33 protein-coding genes are annotated in these 25,174 nt (G+C 68.3%); 13 read left to right on the top strand and 20 right to left on the bottom strand.

Annotated elements, in window-relative coordinates:
* Window position 1: 1 nt before the first annotated feature.
* From OLX02_RS10320 to OLX02_RS10245, 16 genes are all read right to left on the bottom strand, one after another.
* Window positions 2-391, bottom strand: a complete 390-nt coding sequence (locus tag OLX02_RS10320; protein ID WP_264422548.1) for a peptidoglycan endopeptidase — start codon at window positions 389-391, stop codon at window positions 2-4.
* Window positions 388-1,218: a DUF2163 domain-containing protein gene (locus OLX02_RS10315; protein ID WP_264422546.1), complete on the bottom strand. Its 831-nt coding sequence runs from the start codon at window positions 1,216-1,218 to the stop codon at window positions 388-390. The genes OLX02_RS10320 and OLX02_RS10315 overlap by 4 nt, the downstream gene beginning before the upstream one ends.
* A 1-nt stretch (window position 1,219) precedes the next feature.
* Complete coding sequence (locus OLX02_RS10310) at window positions 1,220-3,559, bottom strand: DUF2460 domain-containing protein (protein WP_264422544.1); 2,340 nt, start codon at window positions 3,557-3,559, stop codon at window positions 1,220-1,222.
* Window positions 3,560-3,572: 13 nt separating this feature from the next.
* Window positions 3,573-4,154 carry a tail tape measure protein gene (locus OLX02_RS10305; RefSeq protein WP_264422542.1) on the bottom strand — a complete coding sequence of 194 codons (582 nt, stop codon included), beginning with the start codon at window positions 4,152-4,154 and terminating at the stop codon, window positions 3,573-3,575.
* The gene (locus tag OLX02_RS10300; RefSeq protein ID WP_264422540.1) at window positions 4,147-4,344 is read right to left on the bottom strand and encodes a phage tail assembly chaperone; all 198 of its coding nucleotides are present in this window, start codon (window positions 4,342-4,344) and stop codon (window positions 4,147-4,149) included. The genes OLX02_RS10305 and OLX02_RS10300 overlap by 8 nt, the downstream gene beginning before the upstream one ends.
* Entirely contained in the window at window positions 4,341-4,655 is a 315-nt protein-coding gene (locus OLX02_RS10295; protein ID WP_264422538.1) for a gene transfer agent family protein, read from the bottom strand. Before OLX02_RS10295 ends, OLX02_RS10300 begins: the two co-directional genes overlap by 4 nt.
* A complete protein-coding gene (locus tag OLX02_RS10290; protein ID WP_264422536.1) occupies window positions 4,652-5,059 on the bottom strand; it encodes a phage major tail protein, TP901-1 family in 408 nt (135 codons plus the stop codon). Before OLX02_RS10290 ends, OLX02_RS10295 begins: the two co-directional genes overlap by 4 nt.
* Before the next feature lie 64 nt (window positions 5,060-5,123).
* Window positions 5,124-5,519, bottom strand: coding sequence for a DUF3168 domain-containing protein (locus OLX02_RS10285; RefSeq protein ID WP_264422534.1), 396 nt, complete (start codon window positions 5,517-5,519; stop codon window positions 5,124-5,126).
* A gap of 3 nt (window positions 5,520-5,522) precedes the next feature.
* Window positions 5,523-5,696, bottom strand: a complete 174-nt coding sequence (locus OLX02_RS10280; RefSeq protein WP_264422532.1) for a hypothetical protein — start codon at window positions 5,694-5,696, stop codon at window positions 5,523-5,525.
* Window positions 5,693-6,247, bottom strand: coding sequence for a head-tail connector protein (locus OLX02_RS10275; protein WP_264422530.1), 555 nt, complete (start codon window positions 6,245-6,247; stop codon window positions 5,693-5,695). The genes OLX02_RS10280 and OLX02_RS10275 overlap by 4 nt, the downstream gene beginning before the upstream one ends.
* Before the next feature lie 115 nt (window positions 6,248-6,362).
* Window positions 6,363-7,535: a phage major capsid protein gene (locus tag OLX02_RS10270; protein WP_264422529.1), complete on the bottom strand. Its 1,173-nt coding sequence runs from the start codon at window positions 7,533-7,535 to the stop codon at window positions 6,363-6,365.
* A 62-nt stretch (window positions 7,536-7,597) separates the two neighbouring features.
* Window positions 7,598-8,023 (bottom strand): HK97 family phage prohead protease, encoded by a 426-nt coding sequence (locus OLX02_RS10265; RefSeq protein ID WP_264422527.1) that lies wholly within the window; start codon window positions 8,021-8,023, stop codon window positions 7,598-7,600.
* Window positions 8,020-8,328 carry a DUF6127 family protein gene (locus tag OLX02_RS10260; RefSeq protein ID WP_264422525.1) on the bottom strand — a complete coding sequence of 103 codons (309 nt, stop codon included), beginning with the start codon at window positions 8,326-8,328 and terminating at the stop codon, window positions 8,020-8,022. The genes OLX02_RS10265 and OLX02_RS10260 overlap by 4 nt, the downstream gene beginning before the upstream one ends.
* Window positions 8,328-9,491, bottom strand: a complete 1,164-nt coding sequence (locus OLX02_RS10255) for a phage portal protein (RefSeq protein ID WP_264422523.1) — start codon at window positions 9,489-9,491, stop codon at window positions 8,328-8,330. Before OLX02_RS10255 ends, OLX02_RS10260 begins: the two co-directional genes overlap by 1 nt.
* 25 nt (window positions 9,492-9,516) lie before the next feature.
* Window positions 9,517-10,845: a DNA-packaging protein gene (locus OLX02_RS10250; RefSeq protein ID WP_413630152.1), complete on the bottom strand. Its 1,329-nt coding sequence runs from the start codon at window positions 10,843-10,845 to the stop codon at window positions 9,517-9,519.
* Window positions 10,838-11,386 carry a hypothetical protein gene (locus tag OLX02_RS10245; RefSeq protein WP_264422521.1) on the bottom strand — a complete coding sequence of 183 codons (549 nt, stop codon included), beginning with the start codon at window positions 11,384-11,386 and terminating at the stop codon, window positions 10,838-10,840. Before OLX02_RS10245 ends, OLX02_RS10250 begins: the two co-directional genes overlap by 8 nt.
* A 204-nt stretch (window positions 11,387-11,590) precedes the next feature.
* Here OLX02_RS10245 and OLX02_RS10240 point away from each other — a divergent pair, with 204 nt between their 5' ends.
* Together OLX02_RS10240 and OLX02_RS10235 are read left to right on the top strand one after the other, a co-directional pair.
* On the top strand, window positions 11,591-12,271 hold the full coding sequence (locus OLX02_RS10240) for a YqaA family protein (RefSeq protein ID WP_264422520.1): 681 nt from the start codon (window positions 11,591-11,593) through the stop codon (window positions 12,269-12,271).
* A 49-nt stretch (window positions 12,272-12,320) separates the two neighbouring features.
* The gene (locus OLX02_RS10235; RefSeq protein ID WP_264422519.1) at window positions 12,321-12,944 is read left to right on the top strand and encodes a glutathione S-transferase family protein; all 624 of its coding nucleotides are present in this window, start codon (window positions 12,321-12,323) and stop codon (window positions 12,942-12,944) included.
* A gap of 57 nt (window positions 12,945-13,001) precedes the next feature.
* Here the strand turns inward: OLX02_RS10235 and OLX02_RS10230 are convergent, their stop codons facing one another.
* The 3 genes from OLX02_RS10230 to OLX02_RS10220 are packed head-to-tail and all read right to left on the bottom strand — an operon-like array spanning window position 13,002 to window position 15,255.
* The gene (locus OLX02_RS10230) at window positions 13,002-13,808 is read right to left on the bottom strand and encodes a GDSL-type esterase/lipase family protein (RefSeq protein WP_264422518.1); all 807 of its coding nucleotides are present in this window, start codon (window positions 13,806-13,808) and stop codon (window positions 13,002-13,004) included.
* A complete protein-coding gene (gene spt, locus OLX02_RS10225; RefSeq protein WP_264422516.1) occupies window positions 13,808-15,007 on the bottom strand; it encodes a serine palmitoyltransferase in 1,200 nt (399 codons plus the stop codon). The genes OLX02_RS10230 and spt overlap by 1 nt, the downstream gene beginning before the upstream one ends.
* Window positions 15,008-15,015: 8 nt before the next feature.
* Window positions 15,016-15,255 carry an acyl carrier protein gene (locus OLX02_RS10220; RefSeq protein WP_264422514.1) on the bottom strand — a complete coding sequence of 80 codons (240 nt, stop codon included), beginning with the start codon at window positions 15,253-15,255 and terminating at the stop codon, window positions 15,016-15,018.
* Window positions 15,256-15,413: 158 nt separating this feature from the next.
* Between OLX02_RS10220 and OLX02_RS10215 the strand changes: the two genes are divergently transcribed.
* Window positions 15,414-15,983 carry a Pycsar system effector family protein gene (locus OLX02_RS10215; RefSeq protein ID WP_264422512.1) on the top strand — a complete coding sequence of 190 codons (570 nt, stop codon included), beginning with the start codon at window positions 15,414-15,416 and terminating at the stop codon, window positions 15,981-15,983.
* Here OLX02_RS10215 and OLX02_RS10210 read toward each other — a convergent pair whose 3' ends face one another.
* Window positions 15,984-16,346 (bottom strand): response regulator, encoded by a 363-nt coding sequence (locus tag OLX02_RS10210; RefSeq protein ID WP_264422510.1) that lies wholly within the window; start codon window positions 16,344-16,346, stop codon window positions 15,984-15,986.
* Window positions 16,347-16,440: 94 nt separating this feature from the next.
* On the opposite strand from OLX02_RS10210, the gene OLX02_RS10205 reads away from it, so the two are divergent.
* The 10 genes from OLX02_RS10205 (at window position 16,441) to purT (ending at window position 25,148) form a co-directional block, all read left to right on the top strand.
* Window positions 16,441-16,689 (top strand): DUF3572 domain-containing protein, encoded by a 249-nt coding sequence (locus tag OLX02_RS10205; protein WP_264422508.1) that lies wholly within the window; start codon window positions 16,441-16,443, stop codon window positions 16,687-16,689.
* Window positions 16,686-17,318 (top strand): HAD family hydrolase, encoded by a 633-nt coding sequence (locus OLX02_RS10200; protein WP_264422506.1) that lies wholly within the window; start codon window positions 16,686-16,688, stop codon window positions 17,316-17,318. The genes OLX02_RS10205 and OLX02_RS10200 overlap by 4 nt, the downstream gene beginning before the upstream one ends.
* Entirely contained in the window at window positions 17,311-17,778 is a 468-nt protein-coding gene (locus OLX02_RS10195) for a RidA family protein (RefSeq protein WP_264422504.1), read from the top strand. The genes OLX02_RS10200 and OLX02_RS10195 overlap by 8 nt, the downstream gene beginning before the upstream one ends.
* Window positions 17,750-18,607, top strand: a complete 858-nt coding sequence (locus OLX02_RS10190) for a glycerophosphodiester phosphodiesterase family protein (RefSeq protein WP_264422502.1) — start codon at window positions 17,750-17,752, stop codon at window positions 18,605-18,607. The genes OLX02_RS10195 and OLX02_RS10190 overlap by 29 nt, the downstream gene beginning before the upstream one ends.
* Window positions 18,604-19,737 carry a GNAT family N-acetyltransferase gene (locus OLX02_RS10185; RefSeq protein WP_264422500.1) on the top strand — a complete coding sequence of 378 codons (1,134 nt, stop codon included), beginning with the start codon at window positions 18,604-18,606 and terminating at the stop codon, window positions 19,735-19,737. The genes OLX02_RS10190 and OLX02_RS10185 overlap by 4 nt, the downstream gene beginning before the upstream one ends.
* 126 nt (window positions 19,738-19,863) lie before the next feature.
* A complete protein-coding gene (gene secB / locus OLX02_RS10180) occupies window positions 19,864-20,391 on the top strand; it encodes a protein-export chaperone SecB (RefSeq protein ID WP_264422498.1) in 528 nt (175 codons plus the stop codon).
* Window positions 20,392-20,431: 40 nt separating this feature from the next.
* Window positions 20,432-22,006 carry a murein biosynthesis integral membrane protein MurJ gene (gene murJ / locus OLX02_RS10175; RefSeq protein WP_264422496.1) on the top strand — a complete coding sequence of 525 codons (1,575 nt, stop codon included), beginning with the start codon at window positions 20,432-20,434 and terminating at the stop codon, window positions 22,004-22,006.
* A gap of 12 nt (window positions 22,007-22,018) precedes the next feature.
* Window positions 22,019-23,038: a tryptophan--tRNA ligase gene (gene trpS / locus OLX02_RS10170; RefSeq protein ID WP_264422495.1), complete on the top strand. Its 1,020-nt coding sequence runs from the start codon at window positions 22,019-22,021 to the stop codon at window positions 23,036-23,038.
* 158 nt (window positions 23,039-23,196) lie between these two features.
* Window positions 23,197-23,883, top strand: a complete 687-nt coding sequence (locus tag OLX02_RS10165; RefSeq protein ID WP_264422493.1) for a DUF4136 domain-containing protein — start codon at window positions 23,197-23,199, stop codon at window positions 23,881-23,883.
* A gap of 92 nt (window positions 23,884-23,975) precedes the next feature.
* Window positions 23,976-25,148 carry a formate-dependent phosphoribosylglycinamide formyltransferase gene (purT, locus tag OLX02_RS10160; RefSeq protein ID WP_264422491.1) on the top strand — a complete coding sequence of 391 codons (1,173 nt, stop codon included), beginning with the start codon at window positions 23,976-23,978 and terminating at the stop codon, window positions 25,146-25,148.
* Window positions 25,149-25,174: the final 26 nt, after the last annotated feature.

The following is a 25,174-nucleotide window of genomic DNA, read 5'->3' as shown; positions in this document are numbered from 1 at the left end:
CCTAGTTGGGGGCGATCCGCCATTGCAGCGGGATGTGCCAGGGCAAGGGGCCGGGCATGAGCGCCACCCGGCGCAGGCCGGCGTGGGCGTGGACAAACCCGCCCTCCACCGCGATCAGCAGGTGCGGCTGGATGGGATTGACCATCGCCAGCGCAATGTCGCCCCCGGCATCGACGGCACGAAAACCGTTGCGTTCGGCAAAGGGCAGCCAATGCCGGAAGGACAGGTTCCGCAGGGTATATCCCTGCGGCGCGGTCGCCGGGTACCCTGCCCGGCGCAGGGCTTCCGCAACCAGGCCCACGCAGTCGAGGCCTGTTTTCGCATCGCGCCCGTGCAGGCGATAGGGGGTGCCGACGAGGCCAAGTGCGGCCTCTGCGAGGCGCGGGTTCATGCCAGGGGCGCCGGGTAGCGTGTCAGCAGGTCGTTGCCCGGAAGGAACGGTTCGCCCTGGAAGTTGATGGCGTTGGCGAAGCGGGCCGCGCAGGTCTGCAGCGTGTGATCGCAGCCCTCGCGCACTGCCAGCCGCGTAGCCGGAAGCGTGGCGAGGCTGACCGCGCGGTCAAGCATCAGCCAGTCGCCGTCCACGCCCTCGATCCGCCGCCAGAGGCCGGCTTCGGGGCCGTCAATCCAGCGCATCTTCCCGAATGCCAGGTTCGCAGCGGCGGGGCCGCCTGCAATGCGCACGGCATTCCCCTCGGGCGCGATGTCCGTCAGTGTGCAGACGGTGGCGAACCGGCCGGCAGACAAGGTGCAGCCTTCGCCGCAGAATTCGGCGCGGCAGGTCGGCGATGTGCGGGGCACGATCTCGCGGTCGAGCATGGCCTTGAGCGACTGAAGATCCGCCGAAAAGCCCGACCCTTCCATGCCGACGGTGCCGATGGTGCCCTGGTAGAGCGTCACCCGCTCGCCGTTTTCCCAATCGACCAGCCCCATCGCTACCGCCGCGCCGTCGAAGCGCCCGGCGGACAGATCCTCCTCACGGATGGCATCGTGGCTGAGCGCGCCGGCGATTTCGGCGCTGTCCGGCTCGAATGTCGCGGTGCGGCGGATGGCCGACGGCACCATGCCCGGCGCGGTGCGGTGGACCACGCCGTCGATGTCGAGATTGCGGTCGTGGCTGGTAAAGCCCAGCGTCACCCCGTCGGTGCGTTCGATCCGCCACCATACGGCGGCCGTTTCCAGCGGCTGGCTGAACCAGATGCGCGCGCTTCCGGCCATGTCAGGCATCCTCCCGCAATTCGACCAGCGGCACGCTCGGCGCCTCTCCAGCGGCAAAGGCTGCGCCGGAAATGTCCAGCCGGTCTTCGGCGAAGCGCACCGGCACGTCGAACAGGAAGCCCGCGCGGACTAGCGCGCCCGCTGCGGGCGCGGCTGCGAATACGATCGTGCCCAGCGCATCGAGCGACCAGTCGTGGTTCTCCGTCCCACCCACGCTCACGCGCAGGCTTTCCGCGCGCGGCCGGGTGATCCGCCGCCGTTGGGCATCGCTGCCCGCGCCATAGGCCTTGATCAGTTCGAAGCGCGCCGCCGCCCCGTCGCCGGTGCCGATCAACTGGTCGACGGGGGTGGGCGTGCCGGTCATCCCGTTCGAGCTGAAATCCGATGGATCGCGCAGGCGAAACCCCCGCGCCTGTCCGCGCCGCGCACGGAAGAAGCCGATCAGTTCGCCCAGTTCGGCTTCGGAGCGCACCCCCGGTCCCACGTCGAAACGCAGCCGCGCGTCCGACCACAGGCTGTTGCGCCGCTCGAAGCCCGATGCGGTGATGGTGACGTCGGTCGAAAACTCCGGTGTGACCGTGGCGTCGCGGCCCAGCGCGATGGGGAACAGCACATCGTCGAACGGTTGCATGGACAAGTCCTCGGTCGGATCGGGCAAGCGGGTGAAGCCGTCGCGGGCCACCTGCGGCAGCGCCCAGATGAAGGTTTCGCGCACGCCCAGTCGGCGCGCCTCGGTCGCGGCGGCGTCGATGCGCGGCCAGAGCGCGGGCGCATCGGCGGCGTTCAGCACGAAGCCCGAAAGGTAGTGCTGGCGGTGGCGCGGATAGGCCAATCGCTCTTCGGCGATCCGGCGTCCTTCGGCGCGGCGCGCGTCATATCCGGCGGTCAGCCAGTCGTAGTCTTCCAGCTGGAGCACGTCGAACGCGGGCGAGGCCCAGCCGGCCGGCAAGTTTGCCCGCCGCGCTTCGGGCTGCGCGGGATCCAGCACGGTCGGCAGGAAGGCCAGCAGCAGCGCCTCGGCTCCGGCGCTCCCGGCCTCGGCGCGCACCGCGGCAACCATCCCGGCGGTTGCACTTGCCAGCAGGCTTCCGGCCGCATCCAGCAGCGCCGTCTGCGCCGCGCTCAGCGTGGCGGCCATGTCGTTGATGACCACCGGATTGCCGCCCAGGGCTGCTTTCGCGGCATCGTCATACAGGCAGATCCGCCGGTCGGATGTCACCCACCACCACGGCTCACCGACCTGGTAGCGCACCGGAAGACCGGCCGCCTTCTGCATGGCGGCCAGCTTCACCGCCACCTTGCGCAGCCATGCGGTGGCGCCGGCATGGGCGGGCGAGAGCAGCGCGGACGGCGGCGACCAGCCCGTGCGCGCCGGATCGCCATTGGCGGCGCGCTGCTGCCACGACGCCGGGCAATGCTGCGCCAGCACCTCGAACGATTGGGAGAGGATTACGGTGAAACCCAGCGCCTTCGCGTCCGCCAGAAAGGCGCGGTGCCATGCCTCCGCCGCGCCGTTCATCGCCGGCAGTGCGGGATCGACCACGAACCCGCCCGCCCCGTCCGGCGTCAGCGGGAAGAAGTGGCTCATTCCCACATAGTGGTTGATGCTGCCGCGATAGCCGAGGCCGATCGCCGCGCGCAGCACCCGCGCCGGGGTCTGGTTGTAGCCGTCGTCATAGCCGGTCGCGATGGAAAGGCCGTGCGGCGGCACCATCACGTCGCCGATGGGCAGCATCGGCCGATGGCCCTCGCAGCGGATGTCCGACAACTCCGCCCAGCCGCTCGCGGCGGCGGCGAACGCGGCGGTGCTGCCAGGCGCATAGCCCGGCGATGCCAGCGAGACGAACATCCGGTCGATGTCCGAGGGATGAACCGGGTCGGCCTCACCGGGCAGCAGGAAGCCGCCCGAAAGGCTGGAGAACGGCAGTGTCACCCTCGCATCGGTCGGCGTGCCGGTGGCATAGTTCCACAGCCGCACGTACCACGTGCGCGCGGCACCGGCGGCATCGCGGCCCTCGATGGTCAGAGTTGGCCCGTGCACCGCGTCGAGCGCCAGCAGTCCCGACGACCGCCAGCGGAACGACAGCGTCAGCCGCGCGTAATCGCGGTCCGTGTCATAGGCCAGCAGCGGATGGTCCCAGCGGTCCTCGCTTTCCCAGATCAGGCCGACAAGGTCGTCGGCCTTCTGGAACACCGCATCGACGCGCAGCGCGTCGGGAGCCGTGGTAACGACTGCCGCCATCGCCGGGCGGGGAAAATCCACCGTCCAGAAGCGCGGGTCGAAACGCTGGATCAGGTCGGCCTGCTGCACCGTGCGCCGTTTGGCGAGCCAGAAGCTCATGGTCTGGCCTCCCTCAATATTCGTTGAGCGCGCGGCGCACGGCCTGCGCCACCTGTCGGCTCGACCGGCGCAGGCTTTCCGGATGGCTGCTGCCAGCCGGGGAAACGACCCGGATCGAGACGTTGACGGCGCGCGCCTGACCACCGCCCCCGCCGGTCTCGACCCGGCCGGCGGAAGTCGGCACGAACATCTCCGGTCCGCGCTCGCCCACCACATAGGGCCGCCCTGGCGAGACCGGCCCGCCGGTGGCGCGCCCCGGCAATCCGAAGATAGAGCCGATCAGCGATGTCAGCCCGCTGCCCGCCACCGACGCCAGCCCGCCATCCCCGCCGCCCAGCCCGATGGACCCCAGCCCTGCGCGCAGCGCCTGCGCGGCGATGTCGTCCAGCACGCGCGTCGCCACGCGTCCCAGATCCTCGAAGCCAAGGCTGCCCTTGCGGATCGCGCCTGCAAGGCTGCGTTCGAGCGTGCCCCCCGCGCGGGCGAAACCATCGACCAGGATCGCGTCGAAACTGCCGCGCATCCTGCCGATATCGGCGGCGAAGCCGTCGGTGCTGGCGCGCACGTCGACGACCAGAGTGTCCAGACTATCCATGTTGCTCATGCTCCATCAGGGCATTCAGCGTTCGCCGGTCGATGCCATCGCCGGCGGCGGGCGCAGCGGCGGTCAGCACGCTCGCCAGTTCCTCGGGCGTGGCCTGCCAGAACCGCTCGGGTGACCAGCCCAGCCACAGGCCGATCTGGCCGGAAAGGCGCGCGGCCCCTGCGCCGAACTGCTCGGTCACGCCGCGCCCTTGAGCACCTGCACCAGCAGCGCGCGCAGCACCGGCGCGCAGGCGGCCAGCCCGGCGCGGGCCAGCGCCTCGGCAAAGGAATCCCGGTCGGTGTCCTTGCGGTCGCGCAGGCAGTGCCAGAACAGCGCGGCCATCTCGCGCAGCGCCAGCCGCCCTTCGCTAGCCCGTTCGACCAGCGTGAACAGCGGGCCAAGCTCCTCCTCGGCGGCGACCAGCGCGCCGAAGCTGGGGCGCAGCACGTGTTCTACGCCGCCGAGCACGATCATGGCTTCCCCGCGATGGGGGTTCGCGGGCGCGCTCATGCCTGGGCCACCATGCCGGAGCTTTCCAGCGTCATGGTGTAGTTGCGCTCGCCGTTGAAATCGCCGGAATAATCCAGGCGCTGCACCAGGAACTTGCCGCGCATCCGCTCGCCGCCCTCGAACGACAGCTCGTAGTCGGCGATGGTGCCGGCCAGCGCGTTGCCGCGCACCTGCGTTTCGGCCGCGCTGCCCAGGAAGATCCCGGCCGCGCTCACCGTCACCGAGCGGGTGCCGGCGCCGGACAGCAACTCGCGCCAGCCGCCCGAATCCTTGCTGGTGACGACCACCGCCTCGCCGTTGATCGACATCTGCGTGGTGCGCAGCCCGGCCACGGTGTTGTAGGTGGGCGTTGCCGCGCCGTCGCTGATCTTCAACAGGAAAGCGCTTCCCTTCTGGGCTGCCATCTTGCGTCTCCTTGAGTGAGGTTGCGCCCCATTGCCGGGGCAAACGTGTTCGTCGGGCGGCCGATCAGGCCGCCATCAGCCGTGCCCGGTATTCCAGCACCAGCGCGCGCCGCGCTTCGCCGCGCTGTTCGGCCCGGGCCTTCAGGAACATCAGGCTGGCGATGCGGAATCCGGCGGCGGTCTGATCTGCCGGCAGGCTCTCGGCCCGCCGCTCGATGGCGGCGATCAGCGCGCTTTCAGCCAGCGGATCGTCGCCGCGATAGTTCAGTTCGAGTGCCACGCGCACTTCGCGTCCCGGCTCTGTCTTGGTGCTCCAGTCGCTGCTCGCGCTGGCGGTCAGCGCCAGCCAGGGCAGCGCGGTGCGGGAAGGGGCTTCCTCCGCGATCGCGTTGAGGTTCGCCGAAAGCGCCGGGTCGGCCGCCAGCCAGCCCAGCAGCACGGCGCGAAAGGCCAGTTCCATGCGTCAGTCCTTTCCGAACAGGGGCCACAGCAGGGCTGCGGCGCGCCATTTGCGGGGCGATGGGCCGAGGCGGACGGCGTCGGCACGGCGAGCGCCCAGCGCCTGCGCCTTTTCGCGCAGCCGCCGTTCCAGACCGGCCAGGTCCGCCCGGATTCCGATGATTCCGCTCCCGGTCATGCCAGTCGCATCCGGCGCCATGGTCGCCACAGCGCGGCGACAGCGGCGGGCGGAAAGCCCGATGCGACCGCCTTGTCGGCATCGCGCCCGCGGTGCTGGTGCGCCGCCAGCCGCATGATGCCGTGCCGCAGCGGATCGGGCAGCGCGCTCCACCCGCTGGCAAGCCCGGCGGTGAACGTCACTACCACCCGCGCAGGGTCGATCGGCCGTCGCAGCCGGAACAGCCCCGCGCCCTCGGCATCGAGGTCGAACTCGTAGTCGCTGGCTGAAAGCGCCGTGCGCGAGCCGTTCACGGCCAGCGCCGCCGCCCCGGTGATTGCCTGCACGGGCCGCGTTGCCAGCGCCTGCCATTCGGCAGAGGCAGGCAGCACTTCCTCGCAGCCGGCCTGCAACGGCAGCGTGCCGGTGAAGCCTTCGCACAGGTCCAGCGCGGTCATGATGAGCGCGGTCAGTTCCGCGTCGTCGCGGCTGGTGCTGATCCCCAGCCACGCCTTCAGCTCTGAAAGCGCCGCCGGTGCCAGCGAAGGCGGCGCGACTATTGCCCGCTTCATGGCAATCTCCGGTTGTTTGGAAGGAAGAAAGGGCGTCCGCGGCGGCGGTTGAAACCGCCGCGGACGCAGGCACCGGGCGCGCGAAGGGGGCACGCGCGCCCGTGGATCCGAAGGATCAGGTGGAGATCTTCAGGAGCTTGATCGCGTCGCTGTCGAGCACCTGCCCGCCGATGCGGCGGGTGGCGTAGAACTGGACGTAGGGCTTGTTGGTATAGGGATCGCGCAGGATCGTGGTCGCGGCGCGCTCGGTGATGAGGTATCCCGCCTTGAAGTTGCCAAAGGCCACCGGGAACGCGCCCGCGCCGATGTCGGGCATGTCCTCGGCTTCCATCACCGGATAGCCCAGCAGGCGGTTCGGCTGGCCATCGACGATGCCCGGCTGCCACAGGAACGAACCGTCGGGCGCCTTGAACTTGCGCACCGCCGCCAGCGTGGCGGAGTTCATCATCCACACTGCGCCCTGGCGCAGGCCGGCGCGCAGCGAGAAGACCATGTCGATCAGCTTCGAATCCGGCGCGGTATCGAAGCCCGTGGCATTGCCCGAAACCACGTGCTGCAACGTGCCATAGGCACGCACCGTGTCCCCGGTCGTTGCCGATCCCGCCTGGAGAAAGCCCTTCGGCTGGTTCGTGCCGGTGCCGTTGATGAAGGCCGCGCCTTCGGCCCGCGCGAACTCGGTTGCGATTTCGCCCGCCAGCCAGTTCTCGACGTCGAACGCCGCATCATCGAGCATCGCCTGCGTGGCAGAGGGATTGGCGTAAAGCTCTCCCATCGGCGGCACGATTTCGGCCAGCTTGGGGCTGGCGCTGTCCGGGCGGGCGGCGGTTTCGCTGACCCAGCCGGAGGCGGTGCCGCCGGTCGAGATCAGGCGGCGGAAGCCGCTGGTGCTCGTCTGCACCACGCTGGCCACGCTGCGCACCGGGCTGATCTTCACCAGGCGGCGGGCGATCAGCTCGTCGATCTGGCGCGGCACGGCATAGCCGCCATCGACCGCGACCGCGGTCGAAAGCGACTTCAGCTCGGTCTCGCGGCCGCTGCGGATGTAGCCGTCGATGAAGCCCTTCACTTCCGGGGCCGCATCCCCCGCGCCCAGCATCGGCCGCGCCGCGCCGGTGCGATAGACCCGGTCGAGCCGGCTTTTCACTTCGTCCACCTCGCCGCGCAGCATGGCGAGCGCCGCATCGTGCGCTTCCTGCCGTGCGGCAAGATCGAACGAGGATTCCAGCGCATCGGCCTTGGTTTCGAGATCGAGCGAGCCGTCGAAGCTCTCGTGGTTTTCGATGTCCATGGGGCTGAACGTCCTTTCTGCTAGGGGGCCACCCCACGGGCGGCCTTGGAAAAATGAAGGGATCAGTCGTTGGCCGGGTCGACCATGTGGACCCGCGCCAGCGGCTGCATCGGGCGGGAGACGAGGCTGACCTCGAACAGGTCGACCGCGCGCAATTCGCGCCCGCCGGGGCGCATCTGCCCCTCCCGCACCCGGTATCCGAACGACAGCCCGGTCACGGCGCCGCGCGCCAGCGCACGGGCTGCCGGGCTATCCGGCGCGGAAAGCTGTGCCACCACGCGCAGGCCGCGGGCGTCCTCCTCGGCGCGTTCGATCCAGCCGATCTGCTGGTCCGGCCGGTGCTGCCAGTAGAGCGGCAGGCGTGCGCCGGTTTCCCGGCGGGCCGCCAGCGTCGCGGCGAAGGCACCGGGCACGATCGTATCGCCGCCGCTGTCGCGCTTGCCGAAGACGGCGGCATATCCCGCGAAGCGCAGGGGGAGCGTGCTCATCGCAGCAGGTCTCCCGATCCGAAGCGCACCGCGATGGCGAAGATCAGAAGCGCCAGCACGCCGCGCACCGTCCAGTCGACGATGGCCTTCCACGCGCTCGCCTTGGCATCGCGCCAGGCGCGCAGCAGTTCGCGCAGTTCGGCCAGATCCTCGTGTGCGCCGTCGTCGGCCAGCCCCATGCGCTTCAGCACCCGTGCCGCGCCAAGGTCGGTGGCTTCCTCCACGATCGCGCGCAGCGTGATCAGCTCGGATCCTTCGGTCTCGGCCTGCGCCACCAGCCGCGCCAGCATATCCTCGCGCTTCATCACGCGGCCTCCGGCGCCAGGCCGAGCACGCGGCGCTTTTCTTCGGGGCTGAGGAAATCGGCGGCGGAAACCTGCGACCACAGCCGCTCGCGGTCCTCGGCCAGAGCCGGCACGCGGTCGAGGTCGATGGTCAGCCGTGCGTCCGGAAACCATGGCGCCAGCCCTTCGGCCAGCGCCGCCAGCACCTTGCCCGCCAGCGGCAGCAGCGTCAGCCGCCACAGCGCGCGGTTCGCCTCGCGGTAGTTCGCATATGTGCTGTCGCCCGGCAGGCCCAGCAGCATCGGCGGCACGCCGAAGGCCAGCGCGATGTCGCGCGCCGCCGCGGCCTTCAGCGTGGCGAAGTCCATGTCAGCCGGGGTCAGCGCCATCGACTGCCACTTCAGCCCGCCTTCCAGCAGCATCGGCCGCCCGGCATTCACCTGCCCCGAATAGGCGGCGCTCAGTTCGGACTTGATCCGGTCGAACTGCTCGGCCGTCAGCGTCGCGCCCGCTTCGCCGGGGTCATAGACCAGCGCGCCCGATGGCCGCGCCGCGTTGTCCAGCAGCGCCAGGTTCCAGCGCGATGCGGCGTTGTGGACCGCCACCGCATCGTCCGCCGCCTCCAGGCATCCCGCGCCGTAATGGTCGTCGGAGGGGTGAAATCCGCGGATGTGGATCACGTTCGGCTGGCCGAAATCGTCGAGCGCATCCAGCGTCATGGTCCGCTCGCCCACCTTGTAGGCAAAGCCCGCCGGCCATCCGCCCGCATCGGGCACCACCGTCACCCGGTCGGGACGCAGCGCGAACAGCTCGGCCGGTTCGCCATCCGCATCGCGCAGCACCTGCACATAGGCATTGCCATGCAGCAGCATCTGGCTCGCCAGCGTCTCGATCAGCGCCTGCCCCGCGCTCGTCGCGTTCACCAGCGCGGCCAGCGCCGGATCGGATGCGGTCAGCGGCGCCCCGCCCAGGCTTTCGGCCACCAGCCGCACTGCGCGCTGGGCCACCGGATTCTTGAGATAGGCCTCGCGCGTCGCCACCGGATAGTTCAGCGGGCCGCGCGCATCGCCGCCGCGCCAGTCGAAAGCTTCGGCCCAGGGCGAAACGAAGCTGCGTCCCAAAGGCGCGCGCGGGGTCACTGCCGCGCCCTTGAAGGCGGCGGCCAGGTTCTGGAAAAAGGACATGGAATACCTTTCGAATGCGAAGGGATCAGTCGAACCACACCTTGGGTTCGCCGGCCCGGCCCAGCATGAGTTCGGTCAGCGCCCACACGCAGGCGTCGGCGCGGTCGGGGGACCGGCCCGGCCCTTGGTAGGAGCCGCCCGGCATCAAACCGCAAAGCTCGTCTTCCAGCCGGGCGAACTGCCCGGCATGGCGCACGCGTCCCGCTTCGTAGAGCGCCGCCACCGGCTCGGCCCGGGCCACTTTACCGCGGCTGGCGTGGACCAGCCGCAGCGGTAGCCGCTCGCTCGCCGCCCGAAGCACCGCTTCCACCATCGCGCCGCCCTGGTTGGCCTCTGCCACCACCCGGTCCGCGGACCACGCGCGCGCCGCGTCGGCGGCGGCCCGCGCCCAGCGTTCCGGGCTGGCCCGCTCGATCGAGGCATCGGCCAGCACCCTCGCGATGCGGTCCTCGCCAATCCCGCAGACCACGATGCCGCAGGCATCGCCCTCGGCGCTCGCCGGCGGGTCGATGCCCACCACGATCCGCGTCAGCGGCGGCGACGCCGCTTCGCGGCAACGTTCGATCAGCGCGCGCGTCCACAGCGCGCCCGGCAGGTCCGCGATCAATTCGCCGTCCAGTTCCTGCCGCCCCAGTTGCGAACCGCCGAACGAACGCCGCATCGCCTGCACGAACCGCGCAGGCAGGTTGTCGGCATTGTCATACGTGGTGCCGCGCGTGACGGCGGTGTCGCCGCTCCGCGCCTCTGCCAGCAGCCGGCCGACCAGCGGCACCGCGCGCGGCGTCGTCGTCGCCAGCACGCGCGGATCGCGGCCCAGCCGCAGCCCCATCAGCAGGTTGTCCCAGGCGCTTTCGGCGCGGGCAGAGGCATTGTCCCACTTCGCGATCTCGTCGCACCAGGCGTGGCTGTGCTGCGGCCCGCGCAGCGATTCAGGTTCCGCCGCCGAATAGAGCAGCGCCTGCGCCCCGTTCGGCCACACCAGCCGGCGCAGCGAAGGCTCGAAATCCGGTCGGCGCCACGGTGCGGTGGCGCAAAGCAGCCCGCTTTCGCCTTCGATCATGATTGACCGCGCCTCGCCCAGGTTGGCCGCCACCAGCGCAATCCGCGCATCGGGATCGGCCTCCGCCACTGCGCTTACCCATTGCGCGCCGGTGCGCGTCTTGCCGAAGCCGCGCCCCGCCATCAGCAGCCACACGCGCCAGTCGCCCGGGGGCGGCACTTGCGAACCGCGCGCCTGCAGGCCCCAGTACCAAGGCCATTCGCGCAGTTCGTTCGCGTTCAACTCGCCCATCAGCGCATCGATCTCGGCCTTGCCCGCCTCGGCCATCCAGGTCAGCGGATCGTCCTCAAGCATCGGCTGCGCCTTCCTCGTGGAGGTCAGCCCCGACTTCTGTCCGGACTGCGGCCCCGGCTTCCGCCTCCTGCTGCGCCTCACGCTGCGCCAGCAGCTTTTCGCGCAGCCGCGCCAGTTTCGCGTCGATAGAGGCGCGCACCAGGGCGACGTCCTCGTTCTCGCGCATGGCGCGCTCGCGGGCGGCCGTCTCGCGGTGCTGTCCCAGCAGCCGCAGCGCGGTGGCGTTGTCGAACTTGCGTTCGTCGTCCTTCGGCTCGCCGAAACGCAGCCGGTGGAGCACTTCCATCTCCAGGTGTTCGTATCCTTCCAGCAATGCGCCGCGCCATGCGCGGGCAAAGTCGGGTTCCGCCCGGCGCACCTTGTAGGGTCGGCTGGGATGCACGCCCGCGGTCGTCGATGCCGCGGACACGTTTGATGTCGCGGCCAGTTCGGCAAGGAAGGCTCCCCGCCAGTGGCGATTGCTCTTGTCCTCGGTCTTGACCAGGTCAGCACTGATCTTCGTCCGGCGCTTGCCGGGCGAAGGCCGTTTGGGTTCGGCCATGAACCATCCTCGCTCTGGTTAAGGGGGGCGAAGGAGCGGCCGGCTGGCGACTCACACCTTCACGATGTTCTTGTTATGTACCTATCAAGCGTGGCGATGTCAAGATTTTTGTGCCAAATAGGTTAACTAGTGCGCGCGGCTGGCACTTTCCGGCGCGCTTGGGTAAGCCCTGCCGCAACGCAACAGATCCGGATGCCTGCCACGATGCTTCGCCGCCTCTACGATTGGACCATCGCCAAGGCCTCGCATCCCCACGCCGAATGGTGGCTCGCGCTCGTCGCTTTCGTCGAAGCCAGCTTCTTCCCGGTGCCGCCGCATCCGCTGCTCGGGCTGATGTGCCTGGCGGAGCCGAAGAAGGCGGTGCGCTTTTCGCTGATCGCCACCGTCGCGTCGGTGCTGGGCGGCCTGCTCGGCTATGCCATCGGGCACTTCCTCTACGACAGCGTGGGCACCCAGCTGCTCGCCGCGCTCCACCTCACCGAAAGCTTCCCCAAGGCGGCGTGCTACTTGCGCGAATACGGGGTGGAAATCATCGTGATCAAGGGCGCCACGCCCATCCCGTTCAAGCTGCTGACGATCACCGCGGGTTTCATCTCGATGCCGCTGGTGCCGTTCCTGCTCGCCAGCCTGGTGTCGCGCTCGATCAGCTTCATGATCGTCGGCGTGCTGTTCCGCCTGTTCGGAGCGCCGATCAAGCGCTTCATCGACAAGTATCTCGGCCTCGTCACGATCGGCTTCGTCGTCCTCGTCGCGGGCGGTTTCGTCGCGGCGTCGATGCTCGGCGGCGGCGGCAGCAAGCAGGCTCATGCCAAGTGCGAGCATTCGGCCCAGTCCCAGCTTCAGGGCCAGTCCCAGCTTCAGGCCCAGATCCAGCCCCGGCCCTGATCGCATCCCCCGCTTGCCACGCGGCGGCAAGCGGGTACAGTTCACAACCATGATAACACTGTACCATTGCCGCGACGCGCGCTCGTTCCGCGCCCTCTGGGCGCTTGAGGAACTGGGGCTGGACTACGATCTGAAAGTCCTGCCGTTCCCGCCGCGCCAGCGGCACGAAGGGATGAAGGACATCAATCCGCTGGGAACCATTCCGGTGATGTTCGACGGCACGGCGCGGATGACCGAAAGCGCGGCGATCCCACACTATCTGGCGACGAAATACGGACCCAGCCCGCTCGCCGTGGCGGTGGAGGAGCCGGGCTATGCCGACTACCTCAATTTCCTCGTCATGGGCGAGGCGACGCTGACCTTCCCGCAGACGATTCACCTACGCTACGCCGTCTTCGCCCCGCCCGAGGCGCGCCGGCCCGAAATCGCGCGCGACTACGCTGAATGGTTCGGCTCGCGGCTGCGCAATGCCGAAGCGATGATGGACGGCGATTATGCCGCTGCCGGCCGCTTCACCATGGCCGATGTTTCGCTGGGCTATGCGATCAAGCTCGCGCTCAATGTTGGCCTCGCCGAATTCGTTACCCCCGGCATGAACGCCTATTTCGCGCGGCTGAGCGCGCGCGAGGGCTATGTCCGTGCGATGGAAGCGCAGAAGGTCGCTGAAATCTGAGGGCGGGAAGGGCGCAGGGGCGGTAAGCCCCTGCCGCGAATACCCCGTGTCTCGCGGTCAGCGCCGTCCCATCGCCTGCGCCTTGCGCGCGGCGACCTGCTTCTCCGCATCGGCCAGCGCGGCGCGCGCGATCGGCTCCATCACCGCATAGCCGGCGGCGGTGGGGTGGACGTTGTCGCCGGACAGGCCCGGTTTCATCCCGCCCTCGGTGTCGGTCATGGCGGCGTGGTAATCGGCGAAGACCAGCCCGCGCTGCTTGGCCAGTTCGCGCAACCAGCCGTTGATGGCGATGACCTGCGCCGCCGGGCGATAGCCGGGCCTCCACGAAACGCTGGAAACCGGCAGCACGCTGCCCAGCACCACGGCGATGCCGTTGGCCTGTGCCAGATCGACCATCGCGGTGATCGCGTTGGCATATTCTTCGGGGCTGGTCGGCCCCGTGTTGCCGAACAGGTCGTTGGTCCCTGCCATGATGTGGACCACGCGCGGGCGCAGCCGGATCACGTCCTGGTAGAACCGTGCCAGCATCTGCGGGCTGGTCTGGCCCGCGATCCCGCGATCCAGCACGCCGCTGGCAAACAGTCCGGGCGAGGCGGGCAGCCAGTATTCGGTGATCGAATCGCCCATGAACACCGCGCGCGGCGGGCCGCTCACCTGCTTGTCCGCCTGCTGGTATTTGCACAAAGCGGGCCAGTCGTTGCCCGGTCCGCGCGGTTGGGCGCAGGGCTGCGCGATCATCGCGGTCAGCGGAGCCGTTGGGCTTGCGGCCGGCCGGGCGGCCGCCGCCGGCGCCGGCGCTTGGGCCAGTGCCGAAGCCGCCGTCAGGGCCAGCGCCGCCGCCGGGATGATCCCGACCATGCGCATCAGATGATCCCGACCGACTTGCCGGCGCGCTCGAACATCCCGATGATCGCCTGCACCTGCTCGGCCGAATGCTCGGCGCACAGCGAACAGCGCAGCAGCGTCATGCCTGCAGGCGTTGCCGGCGGGCGGGCCAGGTTCACGTAAAGCCCTTCGTGCAGCAGCGCTTCCCACATGGCGGCGCCGCGTTCCAGATCGGGCATGATGACCGAGATGATCGCGCTCTGCGGCTCGCTGGTGCCCAGCTGGAAGCCCTTGTCGCGCAGGCCCTTGTGCAGCGTGCGCGAATTTTCCCACAGGTGCGCGCGCTTGTCGCCCGCGTGCATCAGCTTGCGGATGCTGGTCGCGGCGGTGTGCATCACGCTTGGCGGCAGGCTGGCAGTGAAGACATAGGGGCGGCAGACCAGCCGCAGGATCTCGAATTTGGGGTGGTTCGACACGCAGAACCCGCCGACCGTACCCACCGACTTCGAGAACGTGCCGATCACGAAGTCGACCTGGTCCAGCACGCCCTGTTCCTCGGCTACGCCGCGCCCGTTCGGGCCGATGAAGCCCATCGAATGCGCTTCGTCGACCAGCACCATCGCGCCGTTTTCCTTGGCGATGCGGATCATTTCCTTGAGCGGCGCGATGTCCCCCAGCATCGAATAGACGCCTTCCAGCACGACCAGCTTGCCTGCGCCTTCGGGAATTCGCTTCAGGCGCTTTTCCATCGCCTCGATGTCGTTGTGCTTGAAGGGCACCACTTCGGCATCGCCCATCTTGCAGCCGTCCCAGATGGAGGCATGGCTATCGATGTCGAGCACGATGTAGTCGCCCTTGCCGGCGATGGTGCTGATGATGCCCAGGTTGGCCTGGTATCCTGTCGAGAACACCATGGCATGATCCATGCCATAGAATTCCTTGAGCGCATCCTCGCACAGGCGGTGTCCGGCATACGTGCCGTTGAGCACGCGGCTGCCGGTGGTGCCCGCGCCGAAATCGTCGAGCGCCTGCTTGCCGGCCGCGATCACGTCGGGGTCGAAGGTCATGCCCATGTAGTTGTAGGTGCCGAGCAGGATCGTCTCGCGCCCGTTGCACACCGCCACGGTGGGCGAGAGCACGCGCTCCATCACCAGGTTGAACGGGTCCTCGACGCCGGTGTCCAGCAGCGCCTGGCGCTGCTGGATGAGCGGATCGAACTTGCTGAAAAGATCGGTCATTTCGCTTGTCAGCCCTTGAGCTTGGTCACCGCGTCGACGAGCTGGCCATACGTCTCGATCTCGGCCTGCTGGTTCATGCTGATGATGATGTCGAACTCGTCCTCGATCGCCGCGACGAAGTCCATCACGGTCAGGCTGTCCCATTCGAGGTCGCCGGCGAAGGTCGTCGCATCGCTGATGGCCACGCCCTTCTTGTTGAACGGCTCGATCAGTTCGGCGATGCGGGCGGCGGTTGCGGCGCGATCCATTGTCATTCTCCACTGGGCCGGCAGGCCGGGAAACGGTCTCGAAGCCGCCTGCCAGACGATTGCGGCGGAAAAGCGGCCTTGTCCCCCGCTTGTCAAGGACGGTGGCCCCGTGTCATCCACGAACGCGATGAATATCGCATGATCAAAGGGGGGAACAGATGGCCCAAGCAGCGCCCGATCCGCAGCCTCGCGTCGTGGCAACCCCGTCGCCGCCTTCGCCCTCGGGTTTTTCGAACCACGCGATCCATCTGGTCCGCACCTCGCAGCAGATCAACCTGACGCTGAGCCAGATGGCCGACGCCAAGGCCTCGATCCTGATGGGGGCGACGTTCCTCGTCTTCACGATTTCGGTGGGGCAGGCGAAGAACGGCAGCCTGCCGTGGTCGCTCTCGGTGCTGGCGCTGTTCGCCTTCGCCTCGGCGATGTGCGCCGTCTTCGCGGTGCTGCCATCGGTGTCGAACCCGCAGGGCAACAAGCTGCACGGAAAGCCCAACAAGCTGTTTTTCGGATACTTTTCGCATCTGGACGAGGATGCGTGGATGGATTCCGTGATCCACGAACTGCGTGCGGACGAGACGATTTTCCGCACTATGCTGCACGACATCTACCAGAACGGGCAGGTGCTTCAGCACAAGAAGTACCGCTACCTCGCGCTGGCCTACAAGATCTTCATGGCCGGGCTGTGCCTGACCGTGGCGACGTTCATCGCCGAAAAATTCTTTCACTGATTACAGAAGCTTGCGCACCGCCTGCATGAACGGGGTGATAGACACCGGCTTGGCGAGATAGCCCTCTGCGCCGGCCTCGCGGATGCGTTCCTCGTCGCCCTTGCCGGCGTAGGCGGTGACGGCGAGAATCGGGATGGTGCGCAGTTCGACGTCGGCCTTCAGCGCCTCGATCAGGGACAACCCCGACACATTGGGCAACTGGATGTCCATGATGACCAGATTGGGCACGAAAAGGCGCGCCCGTTCAATGGCTTCCCGGCCATCGGCAACAGGCTCCACGGTGAACCCGTTGGCCTTGAGCAAGTCGCAGAACAGCTTGCGGTTGAGGTCGTTGTCCTCGACAACCAGAATTCTTTTTGTCACTGGACACGCCTACCCTGAACCACACCTAAGTGCACCTGAAGCGCACCTCTATTGACCCGGAAAGGCCCTGACAATCATTCGGACGCGCGCAGAGATGCCAGATGCTTCCGCCGTGGCGCTGCAGGTGCTCGGCTGGGTGCTGTCGGACAGCCAGCGGGCCGAGCGCCTGCTCGCGCTGACCGGGCTGACGCCGGACGCCTTGCGCGCCGGGCTGGGCGATCCGGGGGTGCTGGGCGCGGTGCTCGATTTTCTCGCCAATCACGAGGCGGACCTTGTCGCGGCGGCCGAGGCACTCGACATTAGCCCCGAAACGATCATTTCCGCACGGGAGAACCTGACATGAGCCGTCCGCTGGTCATCAGCGACTGCGACGAAGTGCTGTTGCACATGGTCGCGCCGTACCGCGATTTCCTCGACGAGGCGCACGGCATCGATTTCGTCATGAATTCCAGCGATTTCAGCGAGGCGATGCGTTACCGCGAGGACGGCCGCCTGGTCGAGCCGGCGGAAATCTGGCGCCTGCTCAACCTGTTCTTCGACACCGAGATGCACCGCCAGCAGCCGATCGCGGGCGCGGTGGAGGGTATCAACGCGCTGGGCGAGCACGCCGACGTTGTGATCCTCACCAACCTGAACGACCACCGCCGCGACCACCGCGCCGAGCAGCTGAAGGCGGTGGGCATCGATGCGCGCGTGTTCACCAACCAGGGGCCGAAGGGGCCGGCGCTGAAGGCCATCCTCGACGAATACAACCCGACCCGCGCGCTGTTCATCGACGACCTGCCGCAGCACCACGGATCGGTGGCCGACCTTCTGCCGCACGTGAAGCGCCTGCACCTGTGCGGTGAGCCGATGCTGGCGCCCTTCATCGATTGCGCGCACAAGGCGGGCCACGCCCACGCCCGCATCGACGACTGGAACCACGCGCTGCCGTGGATCCTCGAACAGATCAATGGAGCCGACAATGACTGACACGATCGCCGACCGTCTTGCCTCGCTGGGCCATGTGCTGCCGCAGCCGGCTGCGCCGGTGGCGGCCTATGTTCCCACCGTCGAGGTGAATGGTCTGCTGCACGTGTCGGGCCAGCTGCCCTTCGTGGACGGCAAGCTGGTGACCGGCCGGCTGGGCGAGGACGTGAGCCTTGAGGACGGCACCGCCGCCGCGCAGGCCTGCGCGCTGATGCTGCTGGCGCAGGTCAAGGCCGCGCTCGGTTCGCTCGACCGGGTGGCGCGCGTGGTCAAGCTGGGTGCTTTCGTCAATTCCGTGGGCACCTTCACCGACCAGCCCAAGGTCGCCAATGGCGCGTCCGAACTGATGGTTGCCGCGTTCGGCGATGCCGGCCGCCATGCCCGCAGCGCAGTGGGCGTGCCGGTGCTGCCGCTGGGCGCCGCTGTCGAAGTCGATGCTGTCTTTGCTATTCATCCTGCTTGATCGCTGGCTGGCACCCGCGCCGGCGGCGGACCGGGTCGGCTGGCTGACCCGGACGACGTACGCCCACCGCGGGCTGCACGGCGGCGGGGCGCCCGAAAATGCGCCCTCCGCCTTCGCGCTGGCGGTCGAACGCGGGCTGGGCATCGAATGCGACGTCCAGCGCACCAGCGACGGGCAGGCGGTGGTGTTCCACGACTGGGAGCTTGACCGGCTGACCGGCGCGAGCGGCCCGGTGATCGACCGCAGCGCCGCGCAATTGCAGACGCTGGCGCTGGCGGGCGGAAGCGAGGGCGACACGATCCCCGGCCTGCGCCGCGTGCTCGAACTCGTCGCCGGGCGCGTGCCGCTGCTGATCGAGATCAAGTCCAAGCGGCAGATGCACGTGGTGCCGCTGTGTCTGGCGGTGCGGCGGATGCTGGAAGGATATCGCGGCCCGGTTGCGGTGATGAGCTTCGATCCGCGTGTGTCGCGCTGGTTCGATCGCCATTCCTCGCACGTGGTGCGCGGACTGGTGATGACCGAGGACGGCCGCTCCACGCTGCTGGCCCGCGTGCGCCGTCATCTTGCGCTGTGGCACGCGCGCCCTGACTTTCTGGCCTATGACGTGCGCGACCTGCCGAGCCGCTTCGCCGCCGCGCAGCGCCGCCGCGGCCTGCCGCTGCTGACCTGGACGGTCCGGTCGCCGGAACTGGCCGAACGCGCGCATGACCATGCCGACGCGGCGATTGCGGAAGGCGCGGGGCTGGCCCCGTCGATCGCGTTCTCGCCGTCGTTTGCCCGGTCGTCCCCATCGCCGTCGCAATCTCAGGGACAGCCGGAGCCGGCGTGAGCGTCACCGCGCGCATCCACCATGGCGTGAGCGAGATCGACGCCGCGACGTGGGACCGGCTGGCCGGGCCGGGTAATCCCTTCACCAGCCACGCGTTTCTCTCGCTGCTGGAAGAATCGGGCAGCGTGGGCGAAGGCAGCGGCTGGTCGCCGCTCCCGGTGGTGATCGAGGACGAGAGCGGCGCGGCGGCGGCGGCGCTGCCCGCTTATCTCAAGAGCCACAGCCAGGGCGAATATGTGTTCGACCATAGCTGGGCCGATGCCTGGCACCGCGCGGGCGGCAGCTATTACCCCAAGTTGCAGATCAGCGTGCCGTTCACCCCCGCGACCGGGCCGCGCCTGCTGACGGGCGAGCGCCCCGATCTGGCGGTTCCGCTGCTGAAGGTGGCGGAGCAGCTCTGCACGCAGAACGGGCTGTCTTCCGCGCACGCCACGTTCATCGCCCCCGAACAGGTGCCGTTGTTCGAGGAGGCGGGCTGGCTGCTGCGCTCCGACATCCAGTTCCACTGGGAGAACCGGGACTACGACAGCTTCGATGCCTTTCTGGCCGCGCTTTCGTCGGACAAGCGCAAGAACCTGCGCAAGGAGCGCGCGAAAGCGCAGGACGGGGTGGAGATCCGCACGCTGACCGGGGCGGAGATCAGGCCCGAGCACTGGGACGCGTTCTGGGTGTTCTATCAGGACACCGGCGCGCGCAAGTGGGGCAGCCCTTATCTGACGCGCGAAGCCTTCGACCTGATCGGCGAGCGCATGGCCGACAAGGTGCTGCTGGTGCTGGCCTTCCTGGACGGGCAGCCGGTGGCGGGCGCGCTCAACTTCATCGGCGCGGAGGCGCTCTACGGCCGGTATTGGGGCGCCGTGGTGGACAAGCCGTTCCTCCATTTCGAGCTGTGCTATTACCAGGCGATCGACGCCGCCATCGCGCTGGGCCTGCGCCGCGTGGAGGCCGGCGCGCAGGGGCAGCACAAGCTGGCGCGCGGCTATGCGCCGGTGCAGACGTGGTCTGCGCACTGGATCGCGGACAAGGGTTTCCGCCGCGCGGTGGCCGATTTTCTCGAGCGGGAGCGCGCCGGCGTGGCGCAGGACCAGCAGTGGCTGGGCGGGCACACGCCGTTCCGCAAGGGCGACTGAGGAACGGCTGGGGATCGGTGGAGGCGGCGTGCCACTTTGTGCGCCCGCGCGATTGCCGCGCGAAGTGGCAGATGCTAGGCGGCGCGCCAATCGTCCAGCACATCCATTCGCACGAAAGCACGAACCATGGCCGACGAAGGCAACATCATCAGCAACCTCGATCTCGACCAGCCGGAAGGCCCGCTTGCCAATGGCGAGGACACCGCGCCCGCGATCGGCCTGATCTCGCAGTACGTGAAGGATCTCTCGGTCGAGAACCCGAACGCGCCGGAAAGCTACCAGTGGGCCGAACAGCCCGAAATGCAGGTCGATTTCAACATCGGCGCGCGCACGCTGGGTGACGACGTTCACGAGATCGAGCTGAAGATCAACGTCTCGTCGAAGACCAGCCAGGGCACCGCCTTCGCGGTCGAGCTGGCCTATGGCGCGCTGATCGGGATGCGCAACGTGCCCGACGAGCAGGCCCATCCGTTCCTGTTCGCCGAAGGCCCGCGCCTCGTGTTCCCGTTCGCCCGCCGGATCATTGCCGATGCGGTGCGCGATGCCGGCTATCCGCCGCTGATGCTCGACCCGATCGATTTCAACGGCCTCTACCTCGCGCAGCTGCAGCAGCGCCAGGAAGAAGAACTGGCCGCCGGCGCGGGCCAGGCCTGATCCTTTCGGCTGACGTGCCGGTCGTACGCGGGGTGATGCGATGAATCTCCTGAAGGCGACCGGCACGATCGGCGGGCTGACGCTGGTCAGCCGCGTGCTCGGGCTGATGCGCGACAGCCTGTTTGCACGCTATATCGGGGCGAGCTTCGCCTCGGACGCGTTCCTGGTGGCGTTTCGCCTGCCCAACATGTTCCGCGCCCTGTTCGCGGAAGGGGCCTTCGCCTCCGCCTTCATCCCCATGTTCAACCAGAAGGTCGGCAATCCCGAAGGGGAAGGGCTGAAGGACGGGCTGGTCTTTGCCGAACAGGCGCTGGCGGTGCTGCTGCCGGTGCTGCTGGCCATGACCGTGCTGCTGGAAGTGCTGGCATGGCCGGTCACGTTCCTGCTTTCGGGCAAGTTCAACGGCGTGAGCCACGACCAGTTCGCCTTCGCGGTCACGCTGTCGCGCCTCACCATTCCCTACCTGATGCTGATCAGCCTCGTCTCGCTGTTCGGCGGCATCCTCAATTCGATGCACAAGTTCTGGGTGAACGCGGCGGCGCCGATCCTGCTGAACCTGACGCTGATCGCCGCGCTGCTGGTGTTCCACCATGCCGATCCGCTGGTGACGGCGCGCAACCAGGCCATCGCGGTGTCCGTCTCGGGGGCGCTCCAGCTGGCGTGGCTGGCGTGGGCGTGCAAGCGCAACGGCGTCAGCCTGCGGCTGCGGCTGCCCCGGCTCAACCCTGACGTGAAGCGGCTGATGGCGCTGATCTGGCCGGCCGCGGCGGGCGCGGGGGCGGTGCAGATCAACCTCGTGATCTCGACCGCGCTGGCCGCCTCGCTGCTGGCGCACGGCTCGGTCACCTATATCTACATGGCCGACCGGCTGAACCAGCTGCCGCTCGGCCTCATCGGCATCGGCCTTGGCACGGTGCTCCTGCCCACGATCTCTCGCCAGCTGGGTGCGGGCGAGGAGCGTGCGGCGATGGAGACGCAGAACCGCGGGATGGAACTGGCGCTGCTGCTCACCCTGCCGGCCACCACCGCGCTGGTGCTGTGCGGCGAGCCGATCGCGGCGGCGCTGTTCGGCTATGGCCGCTATACCGCGCAGGACACCCACTTCACCGCGCAGGCGCTGGCGGCGTTCTCGATCGGGTTGCCCAGCTACATCCTGGTCAAGGTGCTGACGCCGGGGTTCTATGCCCGGCAGGATACCAAGACCCCGGTGCGCTATGCCACGATGAGCATGGTGGTGAACCTTGTGGGCAACCTCGCGCTGATCGTGCCCTTGCAGCACATGGGGCCGCCGCTGGCGACCGCCATCGCCTCCACCGTCAATGTCGCCATGCTCTACCGCACGCTGGTGGCGCGCGGGCACTTCGTGGCGGACGCGCGGCTGCGTCGGCGCGCGCCCCGCCTCGCGCTGGCGGCGCTGGCAATGGGCGGCGTGCTGTGGGCCGCGCAGGGGCTGCTGATGCCCTATGTCCATGGCTCGTGGCACGTCCGTTTTGCCGCGCTGGCTGCGCTGGTTTCGGCCGGCGCGGTGGTCTATGGGCTCGCCACCATCCTTCTCGGCGCGTTCTCGAAGGATGACCTGCAACTTCTCCTGCGGCGCAGGCGCACCACCTCGTAAGGCACACAGTCCATGCGTATCGTTTCCGGCATCCAGCCCACCGGCAATCTGCACCTCGGCAACTACCTGGGCGCGATCCGCAACTGGGTGGCGATGCAGGACGAATGGACCGCCAAGGGCGCGACCTGCCTCTATTTCCTCGCCGATCTCCACGCCATCTCGATGCCGCACGTGCCGGCCGAGCTGGCCGCCAACACGCGCGAGATGGTCGCCGCGCTGGTTTCCTGCGGGATCGACCCCGATCGCTCCATCCTGTTCAACCAGGCGCAGGTGCCGCAGCACGCCGAGCTGCAGTGGCTGCTCAACGGCACCGCGCGGATGGGCTGGCTCAACCGCATGACCCAGTGGAAGGACAAGGCGGGCAAGAACCGCGAAGGCGCCAGCGTTGCCCTGTTCACCTACCCGGTGCTGCAGGCGGCGGACGTGCTGCTCTACCAGGCGACCCACGTGCCCGTGGGCGAGGACCAGAAGCAGCATCTGGAACTGGCGCGTGACGTGGCGCAGAAGTTCAACAACGACTTCGCGAGCGAGGACAAGCCCGTCTTCACCCTGCCCGATCCGATCATCCCGCCGCAGGCTGCGCGGATCATGTCGCTGCGTGACGGCAATTCGAAGATGAGCAAGTCCGATCCTTCGGACATGAGCCGCATCAACCTGACCGACGATGCCGATACGATCATGCAAAAGGTCAAGAAGGCCAAGACCGATCCCGAGCCGCTTCCGGCCGAGATCGAGGGGCTGGCGGGCCGGCCCGAGGCGAACAATCTCGTCGGCATCTACGCGGTGATGGCGGGCGTGACCCCGGCGGACGTGCTGCGCGATTTCGCGGGCAAGGGCTTCGGCGCGTTCAAGCCGGCGCTGGGCGAACTGCTCGTGGAAAAGCTCTCGCCGATGGCGGCGCGCTATCGCACCCTGCGCGAAGACCGCGCCGCGCTCGACGCGATCCTGGCGAAGGGCGGCGAAAAGGCGCGCGCGCTGGCGTTGCCCACGCTGAATGCCGCTTACGACGCGCTGGGCCTCGTTCGCTCTTAACATACTGAATAGAGGCACAATGTGCGGTGGCTGCAACTTATGTTGCAGCCACCATTCAACGCGCATTCAGCACTTCTCGCCTATCGAATCTCCATGCTAAGACCGTGCTCGGCCCGCTTTGCCGGGGAAGCAGGGCCGTACACATGGAGTCGCCATCGATGAACACCACTTCCAGGCCCCGGACCAAGCGGCACCGCCTTGCGCTGCTGGCCCTTCCCGCGCTGCTCGCGCTGTCCGCCTGCGCCACCCCGTTCAACGCCAACGTCTCGCGCTACCAGCGCGAATTGCCCGCGCCTGCCGGCCAGACCTTCGCGGTCGTGGCGGACGACCCGCGTGACGAAGGCGGGCTGGAATTCGCGCAATACGCCAGCCTCGTTTCGGCGCAGCTGCAGAAGCTGGGCTATGTGCCCGGCAATCCGCAGACGTCCGATCTGGTCGTCCGGTTCGATTACGGCGTCGACAAGGGCCGCGACAAGGTGCGGACCACCGGCTTTTCCGATCCCTACTTCGGCGGCTGGTACGGGCCGGGCTGGGGCGGCTGGGGCCATCCGGGCTTCTACGGCCGCCGCGGCTGGGGCTACGGCTGGTATGATCCGTTCTTCTGGGGCGGTCCCGGCTACCAGAGCGTGGACGTGGTGACGGTCTACGCCAGCGGCATCGACATGAAGATCGACCGCCGCGCCGATGGCCGCCGCCTGTTCGAAGGCAAGGCCGAAGCGGCGTCCACCTCGGACCGCCTGCCCTACCTGGTGCCCAATCTGGTCGAGGCGATGTTCACCGATTTCCCCGGCCACAACGGCGAGACGGTGCGCATTTCCGTGGCGCCCGAAAAGAAGAAGCGCTGACGGTTTCTTCTGCAAAGCTGCGCCGTCCCGGTTGACCCATCGTCACCGGGACGGGCATGGCCCTGTCGTCGCAAGGCTGAAAGGGCACACGCATGGCGTTCACCGCAAGGATCCTCCTGCTCGGTTCGGGCGAACTGGGGCGCGAGTTCGTGATCTCGGCCAAGCGGCTGGGCTGCCATGTCACCGCCTGCGATTCCTATGACGATGCCCCCGCGATGCAGGTGGCGGACGCGCCCCGCGTGTTCTCCATGCTCGACGGAGAGGCGCTGGCCGCGACCATCGCCGACGTGAAGCCCGACTACATCGTGCCCGAGATCGAGGCGATCCGCACCGAAGTGCTGGCCGATTTCGAAGCGCAGGGCTTCAACGTGGTGCCCTCGTCGCGCGCCACGATCATGACCATGAACCGCGACCGCATCCGCGAAGTGGCGGCGGTGGAACTGGGCCTGCGCACCTCGCGCTATCGCTATGCCGAAAGCCTTGCCGAAGCGCGCGAGGGCGCAGCGCACACCGGCCTCCCTTGCGTGATCAAGCCGGTCATGTCCTCGTCGGGCAAGGGCCAGAGCACGGTGCGCGATGAAGCCGGTATCGAGGCCGCGTGGGACTATGCCGTGGCGAACATGCGCGGCGACCGCAAGCGCGTGATCGTCGAGGAGTTCATCGCCTTCGACTATGAAATCACGCTGCTGACCATCCGGCACCGGGGCGGCGTTTCGTTCTGCCCGCCGATCGGCCACCGGCAGGAACGCGGCGATTACCAGGAATCTTGGCAGCCCACGCCGATGTCGGCACAGGCCATCGCCGACGCGCAGGACATGGCGCGCAAGGTGGTCGACAACCTGGGCGGCTACGGCTTGTTCGGCGTCGAGTTCTTCGTGCGCGGCGAGGACGTGATCTTCTCCGAACTCTCGCCGCGCCCGCACGATACCGGCATGGTCACGCTGGTGTCGCAGGACCTGACCGAGTTCGACCTCCACGCGCGCGCCATTCTGGGTCTGCCGATCCCGGCCGAGATCGGTCTGCGCGGTCCCAGCGCCTCGGCCGTGGTGCTGGCCGACCGCCATGCCGAGGATTTCCGCATCGAAGGCGTGGCCGAGGCGATGGCCGTGCCGGGCGAGGCGGTGGACGTGCGCGTTTTCGCCAAGCCGGTCACTCGGCCCTATCGCCGCATGGCGGTGGCGCTGGCGCGCGGCGCGGATACCGACGAAGCGCGCCGCGTTGCGGCCGAAGCGGCGGGCAAGGTGCGGATCGTTTACCCCGATTGAGGGCCGGATTGAGGTTCGGGTGAGTG

The sequence above is a fragment of the Novosphingobium sp. KCTC 2891 genome (assembly GCF_025938155.1).
In the GTDB taxonomy this organism is placed as follows: Bacteria; Pseudomonadota; Alphaproteobacteria; order Sphingomonadales; family Sphingomonadaceae; genus Novosphingobium.
This window is presented reverse-complemented; position numbering and strand designations above follow the sequence as displayed.

Coding starts and splice junctions, on each gene's coding strand:
- OLX02_RS10320 (WP_264422548.1), bottom strand. CDS start 391: ATGAACCCGCGCCTCGCAGAGGCCGCACTTGGCCTCGTCGGCACCCCC.
- OLX02_RS10315 (WP_264422546.1), bottom strand. CDS start 1,218: ATGGCCGGAAGCGCGCGCATCTGGTTCAGCCAGCCGCTGGAAACGGCC.
- OLX02_RS10310 (WP_264422544.1), bottom strand. CDS start 3,559: ATGAGCTTCTGGCTCGCCAAACGGCGCACGGTGCAGCAGGCCGACCTG.
- OLX02_RS10305 (WP_264422542.1), bottom strand. CDS start 4,154: ATGGATAGTCTGGACACTCTGGTCGTCGACGTGCGCGCCAGCACCGAC.
- OLX02_RS10295 (WP_264422538.1), bottom strand. CDS start 4,655: ATGAGCGCGCCCGCGAACCCCCATCGCGGGGAAGCCATGATCGTGCTC.
- OLX02_RS10290 (WP_264422536.1), bottom strand. CDS start 5,059: ATGGCAGCCCAGAAGGGAAGCGCTTTCCTGTTGAAGATCAGCGACGGC.
- OLX02_RS10285 (WP_264422534.1), bottom strand. CDS start 5,519: ATGGAACTGGCCTTTCGCGCCGTGCTGCTGGGCTGGCTGGCGGCCGAC.
- OLX02_RS10280 (WP_264422532.1), bottom strand. CDS start 5,696: ATGACCGGGAGCGGAATCATCGGAATCCGGGCGGACCTGGCCGGTCTG.
- OLX02_RS10275 (WP_264422530.1), bottom strand. CDS start 6,247: ATGAAGCGGGCAATAGTCGCGCCGCCTTCGCTGGCACCGGCGGCGCTT.
- OLX02_RS10270 (WP_264422529.1), bottom strand. CDS start 7,535: ATGGACATCGAAAACCACGAGAGCTTCGACGGCTCGCTCGATCTCGAA.
- OLX02_RS10265 (WP_264422527.1), bottom strand. CDS start 8,023: ATGAGCACGCTCCCCCTGCGCTTCGCGGGATATGCCGCCGTCTTCGGC.
- OLX02_RS10260 (WP_264422525.1), bottom strand. CDS start 8,328: ATGAAGCGCGAGGATATGCTGGCGCGGCTGGTGGCGCAGGCCGAGACC.
- OLX02_RS10255 (WP_264422523.1), bottom strand. CDS start 9,491: ATGTCCTTTTTCCAGAACCTGGCCGCCGCCTTCAAGGGCGCGGCAGTG.
- OLX02_RS10250 (WP_413630152.1), bottom strand. CDS start 10,845: ATGCTTGAGGACGATCCGCTGACCTGGATGGCCGAGGCGGGCAAGGCC.
- OLX02_RS10245 (WP_264422521.1), bottom strand. CDS start 11,386: ATGGCCGAACCCAAACGGCCTTCGCCCGGCAAGCGCCGGACGAAGATC.
- OLX02_RS10240 (WP_264422520.1), top strand. CDS start 11,591: ATGCTTCGCCGCCTCTACGATTGGACCATCGCCAAGGCCTCGCATCCC.
- OLX02_RS10235 (WP_264422519.1), top strand. CDS start 12,321: ATGATAACACTGTACCATTGCCGCGACGCGCGCTCGTTCCGCGCCCTC.
- OLX02_RS10230 (WP_264422518.1), bottom strand. CDS start 13,808: ATGCGCATGGTCGGGATCATCCCGGCGGCGGCGCTGGCCCTGACGGCG.
- spt (WP_264422516.1), bottom strand. CDS start 15,007: ATGACCGATCTTTTCAGCAAGTTCGATCCGCTCATCCAGCAGCGCCAG.
- OLX02_RS10220 (WP_264422514.1), bottom strand. CDS start 15,255: ATGGATCGCGCCGCAACCGCCGCCCGCATCGCCGAACTGATCGAGCCG.
- OLX02_RS10215 (WP_264422512.1), top strand. CDS start 15,414: ATGGCCCAAGCAGCGCCCGATCCGCAGCCTCGCGTCGTGGCAACCCCG.
- OLX02_RS10205 (WP_264422508.1), top strand. CDS start 16,441: ATGCCAGATGCTTCCGCCGTGGCGCTGCAGGTGCTCGGCTGGGTGCTG.
- OLX02_RS10200 (WP_264422506.1), top strand. CDS start 16,686: ATGAGCCGTCCGCTGGTCATCAGCGACTGCGACGAAGTGCTGTTGCAC.
- OLX02_RS10195 (WP_264422504.1), top strand. CDS start 17,311: ATGACTGACACGATCGCCGACCGTCTTGCCTCGCTGGGCCATGTGCTG.
- OLX02_RS10190 (WP_264422502.1), top strand. CDS start 17,750: ATGCTGTCTTTGCTATTCATCCTGCTTGATCGCTGGCTGGCACCCGCG.
- secB (WP_264422498.1), top strand. CDS start 19,864: ATGGCCGACGAAGGCAACATCATCAGCAACCTCGATCTCGACCAGCCG.
- murJ (WP_264422496.1), top strand. CDS start 20,432: ATGAATCTCCTGAAGGCGACCGGCACGATCGGCGGGCTGACGCTGGTC.
- trpS (WP_264422495.1), top strand. CDS start 22,019: ATGCGTATCGTTTCCGGCATCCAGCCCACCGGCAATCTGCACCTCGGC.
- OLX02_RS10165 (WP_264422493.1), top strand. CDS start 23,197: ATGAACACCACTTCCAGGCCCCGGACCAAGCGGCACCGCCTTGCGCTG.
- purT (WP_264422491.1), top strand. CDS start 23,976: ATGGCGTTCACCGCAAGGATCCTCCTGCTCGGTTCGGGCGAACTGGGG.